This is a genomic window from Marinobacter sp. RI1 (assembly GCF_041155085.1).
In the GTDB taxonomy this organism is placed as follows: domain Bacteria; phylum Pseudomonadota; class Gammaproteobacteria; order Pseudomonadales; family Oleiphilaceae; genus Marinobacter; species Marinobacter nauticus.
In genome coordinates, this window is sequence record NZ_AP031605.1 from 2,864,011 (window position 1) to 2,874,218 (window position 10,208).

The following is a 10,208-nucleotide window of genomic DNA, read 5'->3' on the forward strand; positions in this document are numbered from 1 at the left end:
CAACCGGGAAAATTAATGACGACGGTAATGGAGCTGTTTGCGGGTATTTTCCACGCTACCGTCCGGATTATTCTTCTGGCGTTCCAGCAAGTTCTGAATGCGTCTCTCCGTTGACTCGTGGAACGCTGGAATCTGCTGCATGGCCAGCAGAGTCATTGTCTGGTCATCCACAAAGCGCAGGTCTTCCTCTTTCAACTCAAGGTTATCCAGGGGTTTGTCGCTGCCCGGGAAGACAATGAACAGTACGTTGTCGTCCCACTTTTCCTGAAACTGCGCCACCGTGAAGGAAATGTTGCCAACCGCCGGGTCAGCCAGATACACGCGGCCGTCCCGGATGGTTCTCAACACTACAAAGTGCTTGAAACCTGCGTGATCAATGGGAACGATCGCTGGATGGTCCAGCTCCATCAGGTCTTCTATTTCCGCTTTGAAACCACCAGAGGGATAGCCCAGCGCCGTAACCAGCCGTTTCATATCGAGCATCGAGAAAGCGCGGCGTTCAACGATTCGCTCGCTCTCGCCGTAGTGCAGCAAGCCTTCCATCACCTGCCGTTCAGTCAGAGACCGTCCAACATAAAAATTGAGCACTGTGGTCAGGGCCGCACTGCCGCAACTATAGTCGTAAGCCTGCCGAACGATATTGCGGAATTTCTGCTCTACCAGGGGTTCGACCCGGGTATCCCATCGAAGCTCGACAGGGCTGGCATCCACCTTCTGTTCCAGAACAATCGTGCCACGATCGAATGGCTCGACCTCGGTGGCTTCCTGCACCATGGTGAACGTGAGAATGGATCCGGCCAGCACCAGCAGCATTTTGGAAAGTCCCTGTTTTTATTAGACGTGCAACTTATCGGGTTACATGTTGTTACCGTACGATACCGAAATCGTAACGGGCTTAAAGATAACTGTGCCTCAAATCTGTCGCTGCAGAAGGGGCCTCCGGGAACCTGTATGAGAACTGGTTCAAGACCGGAGGCAAAGCCATGAAGTGGCGGGGAGCATCAGAGCGAGAACACCAGCCCCAGCAACCCGTATGTGATGAGAGTGACGACCACAATGCCCATCAGATTCAGGGCAAAGCCCGCTTTGATCATGTCTGAAATCTGCATGTGACCGCTGGAGAAAACAATCGCGTTGGGCGGCGTAGCCACCGGCATCATAAACGCGCAACTGGCCGCAATCGCGGCAGGAACCGTCAGTAGCAACGGTGACACATCCTGCGCCATGGCCAGTGCTCCCAGCAATGGCAGGAACGCCGCAGCAGTGGCGGTATTACTGGTCACTTCGGTGAGGAAGATAATCACGGCGGCCACAATTACCATCATGACGATGGTTGGCAATGCGCCAGCCACGCCCAGGCTGCCGGCAATCCATTCCGCAAGGCCGGAGCTACTGATCACCCCCGCCATGGCCAGGCCGCCGCCGAAGAGCAACAGTACTCCCCAGGGCAACTTGTTGGCGGAATCCCAATCCAGAACAAAGGTGCCTTGACGGGTATCCACCGGGATAAGGAACATGGCGATCGCTGCCGCGATCGCAATGCCGGTGTCACTCAACCAAGGCATCAGACTGGCAGATAACAGAGGGCGAAAAATCCACGCCGTTGCCGTGATGACAAACACCACGGCCACCAGCCGCTCTCCCCGGCTCATGGCCCCGAGTTTGGCCAGCTCATCCCGAATCATCTGGCCACTATCCGATGCCCGGCCAATGCCGAAATCCCGGCGGGTCAGCCACCACCAGGTCAGCACCAACATCACCAGAGTGACCGGAACACCCAGCACCATCCACTGGGCAAAGCCCACCGAGATACCCTGATTTTCACTCAGATAGGCCGCCAGTAACGCATTGGGCGGGGTCCCGATCAGAGTGGCAATACCGCCAATGCTCGCGGAGTAGGCGATGGCCAACAGCAGCGCCGTTGCATATTTCCGAACACCCTCCGGATTCGTGTTGTCCATCATCGCCACCACGGACAGGCCAATGGGCAACATCATGATGGCGGTTGCGGTATTACTTACCCACATACTCAAAAATGCCGTCGCCAGCATGAAGCCGGCAATCTGTCGCCTGGGCTGATCGCCCATGGCTTTGAGCGTCAGCAAGGCAATACGCCGATGCAGATTCCATCGCTGCATCGCCAGGCCCAGGGTAAACCCACCGAGAAACAGGAAGATGATCGGATTGGCGTAGGGCGCCGTTGCCTGCCCGATAGTGCCAAGCCCAAGCGCGGGTACCAGCACGATCGGTAAAAGGGCTGTGGCCGGAATCGGTATCGCTTCGGTGGACCACCAGGTGGCCATCAGCAGCATGAGCCCCAGCGCCGCCCAGGCCTCCGCCCCCATGGAGCCTGGCGCAGGCAGGGCCAGCGTTGCCAGGAGGAACGCCACCCCCAGGATCAGACCGATTACCTGACTCTTCGGCAGCCCGGAACGGGTTCCGTCGTTGCGTTGCACTTCAGCCATTGTTTATCCTGTGCTTTTGCGTCCAGGTTGTCAGTCTGACGCGCAATCTACACAAACTGTGGTATACGGCAATACCTGCAGCCGCCTGGGATCAATGTCCTTACCACACTGCTCGCACTCGTTGCCGGCGCCCTGGTCTATCCGCTCAAGGGCGTGATCAATCTGCTGGAGTTCCGCCCGGGTTTCCGCTTCCAGGGAATCCACTACTTCATCGTTCTGGGTCTGGCTCGCCTGCTCTTCGAAATCCTTTTCCAGTGCCCCCGCTTCCCTGCGCTGATGCGCCTGGTAGCGGGACAGCCTGGCTTCAAGGTCTGCTTTCAGGGTTTCCAGCTCGGATTTTCGGTTTGCCATCGGATGTCTCCCGGATCTATCTGTTATCGAATTAACTATAGACTAGGAGATAGGGTGAAAGCCGGTTTGACGCCTGTCAAAATCATGTCATCGAAGCTGAGCTAAACTACCTGTTCCGACAATCACTACAAAGGAGTTGTAACGAATGAATCAGGATATGATCAACAAGGCCAACCGCCTCAACGAAACCCTTTTCACCCAGTTCAGCAAGGCCGCCGAAATGCAGATGAATGCGTTTCGTCGTTATGCCGATGTCGCCATGGACCAGGCTCGAAAAGTCGCCGAAGTTCGCGATCTGGATGGGTTGAAGCAACTGACCACCGACCAGGCAGAGACCCTCAAATCCCTCAGTGACCAGTTCACCCAGGACTGGAAAGCCTGGCAGGATTACTTCAGCGAAACCCGTGACCAGGTACAGAAAGCCTTTGAACAGGATTCGAGCGAACCTGCCAAAGAGAAGGCACCAACTGCCAAGGCCAGCGGTTCCAAATCTGCAGCCTGAAAGGCAGGAGCAAAACCGGTCGGAATGGTATCCATTCCGGCCGTTTTTTATTCAGCGGCAGGAGAGCCCTATGTTCGGTCTGGATTTCGTGAGCAAAACCGCCACCCATCTGGTGAAAACCTTTGAGGATAACGTCCGCCAGGGCCAGCAACAGCTGGAAAAGTGGCTCGGTGACACCGGCATGATGGAGGACACCAAACTCTCCACACTGAGCGAAATCTCGGACGCCTACCGGACCATGGCCGAGGATCTGCTGCTGCACCCGCTGCGGTTCGCCAGTGCTGAAATTGATCTTGCCCGCAAACACCTTGGGCTGGCTCGCTATACCCTGACCAGAATTACCGGCAAACCGATGGAACCGGTCGCCGAGCCAGATCCAGACGACCGGCGCTTCATGGCGGAGGACTGGCACAAGCATCTGTCCTTCGATGTGCTCCAACAGGCCTATCTGATCAACTCCCGAGCCTTTCTGAACTGGGTTGAAGGCATGGAGGGTCTGCCCGGCCCGGGTCGCGACCAGATGCTGTTCTACGCCCGCCAGTTGACGAGCGCGCTTTCACCTTCCAACTACCCGCTGACCAACCCGGAAGTCCTCAGGATAACCTGGGAGCGCAAGGGCATGAATCTGGTGGATGGGGCCCGCAACCTGGTAGACGATATCCGGCAAAACCCGAATCTGTTCAACGTCGCCATGACCGACCGTTCGGCCTTCGAGGTGGGCGGCAACCTGGCAACAACGCCCGGCAAAGTGGTGTACCAGAATGAACTGATGCAATTGATCCAGTACTCGCCAACAACTGAAACCGTGGCCCGGCGCCCGCTTCTGATCGTTCCTCCCTGGATCAACAAGTACTACATTCTCGACCTCACCGAACGCAATTCCTTCATTCGCTGGCTGGTAGACCAGGGCCAGACGGTGTTTGTGATTTCCTGGCGGAATCCCGGGCCAGCCCAGAAAAACAGGGGCTGGGACGACTACATGGAGTTAGGCCCGCTGGCTGCCATTGATGCTGTCACTGAAGCGACCGGCGAGCAACAGATGAATGCCATCGGCTACTGCATTGGCGGCACCCTGCTCGGAACCACGATGGCCTGGTTGGCGAAAAAGCAACGTAACCCGATCGTCAGTACCACCTATCTGACCACCCTGCTCGACTTCTCGGACCCCGGCGGCATCGGCGTCTTCATTAACGATCACTCAATCCGCGGCATCGAACGCACCATGGAGCGCAAAGGCTACCTGGATGGCCGGGCCATGGCCTTCACCTTCAATCTGTTGCGGGAAAACGATCTGTTCTGGTCTTACTGGACCAACAACTACCTCAAAGGCCTGAAACCAAAAGCCTTCGACCTGCTGTACTGGAATACCGACGGCACCAACCTCCCCGCCAGAATGCACAGCTACTACCTCCGGGAAATGTACCTGCATAACCGGCTGGTGCAGCCGGATGCCCTGACGATTGCGGGTGAAAGCATTGATCTCTCCGCCATCAGAGTGCCCTCTTTCTTCCTGTCCGCCCGGCAGGACCATATCGCAAAATGGAAGACGACTTATCGGGGAGCCAGCGTGTACGGCGGCGATGTGCGATTTGTTCTGTCCGGGTCCGGCCATATTGCCGGGGTCATCAACCCCCCTTACAAGGAAAAATACGGGTACTGGACCAATAACCAATTGCCAGGCTCAGCAGATGACTGGTTTGATAGCGCCGAACATCATCCTGGTTCGTGGTGGCCACACTGGCGTGAATGGCTGGCGACATTCGAGGGAGAGCAAGTTCAGCCCCGTCAGCCCGGGGAAGGCCCGCTTGAGGCGATTGAGGACGCGCCTGGAAGCTACGTAAAAGTTAAGGCATCGGAAGCCGGGGGTTGATAGACTTCAATATAAATGAGCGAGGGTTCACTTTTAGCGAATTCTTCGCAACAGACAGACCAAGAATAACAGGAGTGCCCATGGGGCAGCCGCTTCCGATATCACGCATTATGCACACGGGCGTCCTGCTTCAGTGTAATCTGGACACAACCATTGCCGATGCAGCTGCCCGGATGTCCGAAACCGCAGTCAGTTCCATTTTGATTACCAATGGCGGAACGGTTGTTGGTATCTGGACAGAACATGACGCCCTGGCGATCGACTTTACAGATCCCGAAACATTCCAACAGCCGGTAAGTACAGTGATGAGCTCACCTGTGCTGACCTTACCCGAGACACTCGATGCCGGTGAAGCCGCGGTTCGTTTACGCGATACCGGAAAACGCCATTTTCTGGTGACTAACAGTAGTGGCAAACCGGTCGGTATCCTTTCCCAGACCGACCTGGCCCTCAACCAGGGCCTGGAACCCTACTTGCGACTTCGGGAAGTGCGGGCGGCCGTACCGCGCCCGCCACTGGTGGTTCGGGGCGACCAGTCTCTGGCGGAAGTGGCCAGTTACATGCATCGCCATCATGCCGATGCGGTGGTGGTCGATTGCGACGAAGAAGGTTTGGGGATTCTGACCGAGCGGGATATGGTCCGGTTTATTGCACGCCACACCAGCAACACCCTGGTCAATGAATTGGCGACCCGGCCTCTGCTCACCGTAAACGAAGAAGACCCGCTGATTCACGCCCGCGATCTGCTGATAGATCATCGCATCCGCCATCTTGCCGTGGTCAATCAGCTTGGAGAGGTTACCGGCCTGATCGGTTATCACGACATGCTGACCGGCGCTGAGCAAATGTATCTGGACGATCTTCGCGAAGCCCTCGAACAAAGGGATCAGGCCCTGGCCAAATCGAGGCGAACCCTGCAACTGGCGGAGCGGGTCATTGAATCGTCTTTTGAAGGCATAATGGTGACCGACAAAGACGTCTGCATTGAATTCGTCAACCCGGCATTCACCCAACTGACCGGTTATACCGCCGAAGAGGTCATCGGTCGGTCACCCGATCTGCTCTCATCCGGGCGCCACGACAGCGAGTTCTACCGGCGCATGTGGAATTCCCTGGAAACCCACGGCTACTGGCGCGGAGAAATCTGGAATCGCCGAAAAACCGGTGAGCTTTATCTGGAACTACTGACCATTACGGCAATCACCGACGATGACGGCAATACCACACATTACGCGGGCCTGTTCACGGATATCACGCAAAATCGCAGGAACGAGGAACAGATCCGACAACTAGCCTACTACGATGCCCTCACCGGTGTGCCGAACCGACGATTGCTGGAAGACCGGCTGGAGCACGCCATTCGCCATGCCCATCGCAAGGAAATGCTGCTTGCAGTGATGTTTATGGATCTGGACCGTTTCAAGGAAGTGAACGACACCCTGGGCCATGCGGTGGGGGATGACCTGTTGCTTCAGTTCACTACCAGGGTAAAAGACTGCCTGCGGGAAGACGACACACTCGCCCGACTTGGAGGCGACGAGTTTATTGTGCTACTACCGGAGATGGAACGGCTATCCGACGTGTTTGCCGTGGCTGACAGGCTGATTGAAGCAAACAAACGGCCCTATCAGATCAACGGCAACCAGATAAACGTGGGTTCAAGCATTGGCATCAGCCTGTATCCGGAAGACGGTACCACCGTTCAGGAACTGATCAACGGCGCCGACATCGCCATGTATCGTGCCAAGCGGGAGGGGCGAAACCGCTACAAGCTGTTTGCGCCCCACACTGTCGAAAGCGCCTGATCAGGAGCGATCCTTCACCACCCCTGAACCGGAGCCAACCGTCAGCTCGACAACAGCTCGATCGGATAACGAATGGTGGTCTTGTCGACTCCTGGTCGTGCTCCAAAGTCTACCAACCGCAACCGGTTGCAGATCTTGTTCTCAAGTGCCGGTTCGTTGAGTGTTGACTCCACAACCGAGCAACTGGACACCGCACCATTCGGCTCGATAACCAGTTCGGGCGTGATACTGCCCTGCAGCGAGGGTTTTCGGCGCAGCTCGCGATTGTAGATGCTGTAAATGGCGGACTTGTTGGCATCCATGGTACGGCGCAACTCCTCCCGGCTACGCGATTTCGAGGCAGTTTCCTGCTGCTCCCTGCGCACCGTCTCTTTTACCGCAGCCACACGTTCCGCCTCGGCCACCTCCGCGCGCTCCCGTTCTGCCAGGGCAAGCTCACGGGTTTCCCGGCTCAAAGCGGTTTCATTCACACCACTACTGCGGGTGTTTTCGGTAGCACGGGAAGCCAGGGTATCACCGGTCTTCCTGGCGATCGGCTCGGCCGTATTGGTAACCGGACTATCCAGTTTGACCGATTCTGCCAGCGAACTGATCTTCGACAGCTCCTTGCCCATGGCAAGAATCCCGGTGTTTTTCGCCTTTTCCCGAGCCTTGGCCACTTCTTCCGGTTTGGGCTCTGGTTCCGGTTTTTCAGCCACTTCCGGTTCTGGAACAACCGGCGCTGGAGCGGGTTCGGGTTTTGGCTCAGGCTTCGCCTGCTCCACCGGCTTTTCCTCAGGCTTTGGCGGCTCGGGCTCTGGCAATATCGGCTTGGGTGGCTCCTTTTTCTCAACAATCAGCTTCGCCAACTGAGGCGGCAAGGCTTCCTGTTCCTGCCGATCCTGTTCCGGCAACTCAACCCAACTCACATAGCCCGCGAAAATCAGAAACAGGGGCACCACGACAACCGCGGCTGCAAACAGTCTCTTGCGCTCTCCCCTCTCCTGATTCCAGGGCAATCCGTAGCGATAATCCATTAGCTTCAGGCCCCCTGTTCCGTGCGCTGATTAACCGCCAGGGAAATGCTGGCATAACCGGCGTCCACACAGGTGGACATGATTTTCTTGAGCAGCTCGTAAGGAAGTTCCCGGTCCGCAAGAATGGTAATGGGGCGACCTGCCTCCGGTGCTGGCGCCGACGAACGACTGGCCTGGTAGTCGAGCTCCTGCTTCAGCGATGGCTCAACCTGCCCCTCGAAGGTCTGGAACGCGTCGCGTTTCACCACCAGCCGGCCGTTCACCAGGATATCCCGGTCGGTCACGGTTAGTGCCAGTACATCACCCGGGGGTTGTTGGGCAGTCGAATCGGGCAATTTGATGGTGTTGTTCTGGTTGAGTACCTGTACGTCAGACGAAGAGTTCACCATCAGGAAGAACACGAGGATGGTAAAAATATCCATCAGCGACACCAGGTTCATTTTTCCCTGGCTTTTGTTGCGCCGGTAATGCCGTTTCAGACGACGGGCTTTCGCGGATTCTTTCATGAACTTACCTCCGCGGTGCCCGAGGTCTGGGCAGGTGCATCTCCGAGGGAGATTTCGGGGAACAATTCGGCCTCGACAACACTGCCAGCCACTACGGCTTCATAGGAGCGCACCGTATCCATCACGGAAACCAGAGACTGATAAGAGGTCTGCCGGGACGGCATGATGATCACATCCTTTTTGTCCGGCACCCGACTCTTGATCTCTTTCATGACATCCTTGAGCAGAGCAAAATCATACTCGCCCTCACGCCGGGGTATGTCCTTGATGACGCCGCCCTGGTTATCTGCAACAACCAGCCGATCTTCATAGATCACAACCTGGATCTGCAGTTCTTCAGCCTGCTCTGCCGACAGGCTCTCGCCGGTCGGAAAGTTGAGTTCCAGAACGCTGGTGTGGGCGAACACCATGTTCAGCAGCAGTACCGGCACCAGCACAATCATGAGGTTCATGAAGGGCGTGATGTCGAGATCGGCCTCACTCTGTAGGCGACGATGTTTCCGTCTCATGGCCTGACATCCTTCTGGCTGGTTATCAGGCCGGGCTACCGGCCGGAGTCGCTACCTGTGCCGGCGCGGCGGCATTCTGACCCTGTGGTTGAACCGCGGCTTTGCTGCCTGAGCCATCGCTGAGAAGGTTCAGCACCTTGATGCCGGCCATCTCGAAGCTGTCAACAATCTCGTTGGTCTTGGTCTGAAGCAGCGAATGGATCAGCAGCATCGGAATGGCGGACATCAGGCCGAAGGCGGTGGTGTTCATGGCAACCGAGATACTCTGGGACAACAGGCTCGCTTTCTGGGCCGGATCGGCGGCGGCTACTGCGGTAAAGGCGGCAATCAGACCGATAATGGTACCAAGCAGGCCCAGCAGCGTGGCGATGTTCGCCAGTGTTGCCAGGTACTGTGTGCGCTTTTCCAGCCGAGGCATAACATCCAGCAACCCCTCTTCCATGGCGTATTCGATCTCTTCGCGACCCTGGCGGCGGGCCAGGCGCTGAAGGCCGAAACCGATCATGGTGGACATGGCACTACCGGACTCCTGAGTGTAATTCAGGGCGCCCCTCAGATCGCGCTTTGCAATCATCTGGTGCAGGCGGTTGAAATCCCGACGGTTGGTCAGTTTCTGGGCGGAAAGGTAGACGTAACGTTCAATGGCAACAATGAGTCCGATGATCAGCACAACGGCGATCGGAAACATAAAAAAGCCACCTTCCTGGAAGAAGCGAACGGCGGTATCGATCATTTTCTGGGCACTCCATGGTCCGTTTTCAGATCAGTCTATTCGCGAGCTCGCCCGGACAGGGTAAGTTCGCGCAAGTCTGTGTGAGGGTTTGTTTATTTTTGCGCAAGAACACAGAGCAGATGTGAGGAATGTCTCACTCCGACGATTCATCTGCCGGTTGTGTCTGTTTCAGGAATTCGTTGTGGTATTGCACCAGCCTCTGGAATTCATATCGTTCCAGCGGCGCAATCCCCTGATTAACCATGAGCCGCTCGTCTGGCGCCCGAAGTTGTTCAACTTCCGGTGGTTGCCAGGGCACCAGATACATGACCGTGGGCACTTCCTGGTCGCCACGAATGCGGGTACCTTCGATGGTTACCACACCCGGGGTGTCCTGGGCGTAAAGCATGGGCGCCGCAGCTATCAGAGCGGAAGCGGCCAGAATAATCGGCGCAAGATGTTTCATATCAAC

The 10,208-nt window shown here is 56.7% G+C and carries 11 protein-coding genes; 3 read left to right on the forward strand and 8 right to left on the reverse strand.

Features of this window, described 5'->3' with window-relative positions; translation table 11 throughout:
* Positions 1 to 12 precede the first annotated feature (12 nt).
* The 3 genes from ACAM27_RS12940 to ACAM27_RS12950 form a co-directional block, all read right to left on the reverse strand.
* Positions 13 to 813 carry a C39 family peptidase gene (locus ACAM27_RS12940; RefSeq protein ID WP_011785280.1) on the reverse strand — a complete coding sequence of 267 codons (801 nt, stop codon included), beginning with the start codon at positions 811 to 813 and terminating at the stop codon, positions 13 to 15.
* A 188-nt stretch (positions 814 to 1,001) separates the two neighbouring features.
* Positions 1,002 to 2,465, reverse strand: a complete 1,464-nt coding sequence (locus tag ACAM27_RS12945; protein ID WP_369612096.1) for a DASS family sodium-coupled anion symporter — start codon at positions 2,463 to 2,465, stop codon at positions 1,002 to 1,004.
* A gap of 30 nt (positions 2,466 to 2,495) precedes the next feature.
* A complete protein-coding gene (locus ACAM27_RS12950) occupies positions 2,496 to 2,816 on the reverse strand; it encodes a TraR/DksA family transcriptional regulator (RefSeq protein ID WP_369612097.1) in 321 nt (106 codons plus the stop codon).
* A 145-nt stretch (positions 2,817 to 2,961) separates the two neighbouring features.
* Here ACAM27_RS12950 and ACAM27_RS12955 point away from each other — a divergent pair, with 145 nt between their 5' ends.
* The 3 genes from ACAM27_RS12955 to ACAM27_RS12965 all read left to right on the forward strand — a co-directional run bounded on the left by ACAM27_RS12955 (position 2,962) and on the right by ACAM27_RS12965 (position 6,993).
* The gene (locus tag ACAM27_RS12955) at positions 2,962 to 3,318 is read left to right on the forward strand and encodes a phasin family protein (protein WP_022991791.1); all 357 of its coding nucleotides are present in this window, start codon (positions 2,962 to 2,964) and stop codon (positions 3,316 to 3,318) included.
* Between the two features lie 70 nt (positions 3,319 to 3,388).
* Positions 3,389 to 5,188 (forward strand): PHA/PHB synthase family protein, encoded by a 1,800-nt coding sequence (locus tag ACAM27_RS12960; RefSeq protein ID WP_369612098.1) that lies wholly within the window; start codon positions 3,389 to 3,391, stop codon positions 5,186 to 5,188.
* Positions 5,189 to 5,268: 80 nt separating this feature from the next.
* Complete coding sequence (locus tag ACAM27_RS12965) at positions 5,269 to 6,993, forward strand: diguanylate cyclase domain-containing protein (RefSeq protein WP_369612099.1); 1,725 nt, start codon at positions 5,269 to 5,271, stop codon at positions 6,991 to 6,993.
* Between the two features lie 41 nt (positions 6,994 to 7,034).
* On the opposite strand, the gene ACAM27_RS12970 is transcribed toward ACAM27_RS12965, so the two are convergent.
* The 5 genes from ACAM27_RS12970 to ACAM27_RS12990 form a co-directional block, all read right to left on the reverse strand.
* The gene (locus tag ACAM27_RS12970) at positions 7,035 to 8,009 is read right to left on the reverse strand and encodes an AgmX/PglI C-terminal domain-containing protein (protein WP_014421184.1); all 975 of its coding nucleotides are present in this window, start codon (positions 8,007 to 8,009) and stop codon (positions 7,035 to 7,037) included.
* A 5-nt stretch (positions 8,010 to 8,014) separates the two neighbouring features.
* Entirely contained in the window at positions 8,015 to 8,515 is a 501-nt protein-coding gene (locus tag ACAM27_RS12975) for a biopolymer transporter ExbD (protein WP_014421183.1), read from the reverse strand.
* Positions 8,512 to 9,024 carry a biopolymer transporter ExbD gene (locus ACAM27_RS12980; RefSeq protein ID WP_014421182.1) on the reverse strand — a complete coding sequence of 171 codons (513 nt, stop codon included), beginning with the start codon at positions 9,022 to 9,024 and terminating at the stop codon, positions 8,512 to 8,514. Before ACAM27_RS12980 ends, ACAM27_RS12975 begins: the two co-directional genes overlap by 4 nt.
* A 25-nt stretch (positions 9,025 to 9,049) precedes the next feature.
* Positions 9,050 to 9,757, reverse strand: a complete 708-nt coding sequence (locus ACAM27_RS12985) for a MotA/TolQ/ExbB proton channel family protein (RefSeq protein ID WP_014421181.1) — start codon at positions 9,755 to 9,757, stop codon at positions 9,050 to 9,052.
* A 133-nt stretch (positions 9,758 to 9,890) separates the two neighbouring features.
* Positions 9,891 to 10,202 carry a hypothetical protein gene (locus ACAM27_RS12990; protein ID WP_222447950.1) on the reverse strand — a complete coding sequence of 104 codons (312 nt, stop codon included), beginning with the start codon at positions 10,200 to 10,202 and terminating at the stop codon, positions 9,891 to 9,893.
* Between the last annotated feature and the right edge of the window lie 6 nt (positions 10,203 to 10,208).

What these genes read in the sequence shown, in the direction of transcription:
- ACAM27_RS12945 (WP_369612096.1), bottom strand. Translation starts at nt 2,465, where the DNA reads ATGGCTGAAGTGCAACGCAACGACGGAACCCGTTCCGGGCTGCCGAAG.
- ACAM27_RS12960 (WP_369612098.1), top strand. Translation starts at nt 3,389, where the DNA reads ATGTTCGGTCTGGATTTCGTGAGCAAAACCGCCACCCATCTGGTGAAA.
- ACAM27_RS12970 (WP_014421184.1), bottom strand. Translation starts at nt 8,009, where the DNA reads ATGGATTATCGCTACGGATTGCCCTGGAATCAGGAGAGGGGAGAGCGC.
- ACAM27_RS12965 (WP_369612099.1), top strand. Translation starts at nt 5,269, where the DNA reads ATGGGGCAGCCGCTTCCGATATCACGCATTATGCACACGGGCGTCCTG.
- ACAM27_RS12940 (WP_011785280.1), bottom strand. Translation starts at nt 813, where the DNA reads ATGCTGCTGGTGCTGGCCGGATCCATTCTCACGTTCACCATGGTGCAG.
- ACAM27_RS12985 (WP_014421181.1), bottom strand. Translation starts at nt 9,757, where the DNA reads ATGATCGATACCGCCGTTCGCTTCTTCCAGGAAGGTGGCTTTTTTATG.
- ACAM27_RS12980 (WP_014421182.1), bottom strand. Translation starts at nt 9,024, where the DNA reads ATGAGACGGAAACATCGTCGCCTACAGAGTGAGGCCGATCTCGACATC.
- ACAM27_RS12955 (WP_022991791.1), top strand. Translation starts at nt 2,962, where the DNA reads ATGAATCAGGATATGATCAACAAGGCCAACCGCCTCAACGAAACCCTT.
- ACAM27_RS12950 (WP_369612097.1), bottom strand. Translation starts at nt 2,816, where the DNA reads ATGGCAAACCGAAAATCCGAGCTGGAAACCCTGAAAGCAGACCTTGAA.
- ACAM27_RS12975 (WP_014421183.1), bottom strand. Translation starts at nt 8,515, where the DNA reads ATGAAAGAATCCGCGAAAGCCCGTCGTCTGAAACGGCATTACCGGCGC.
- ACAM27_RS12990 (WP_222447950.1), bottom strand. Translation starts at nt 10,202, where the DNA reads ATGAAACATCTTGCGCCGATTATTCTGGCCGCTTCCGCTCTGATAGCT.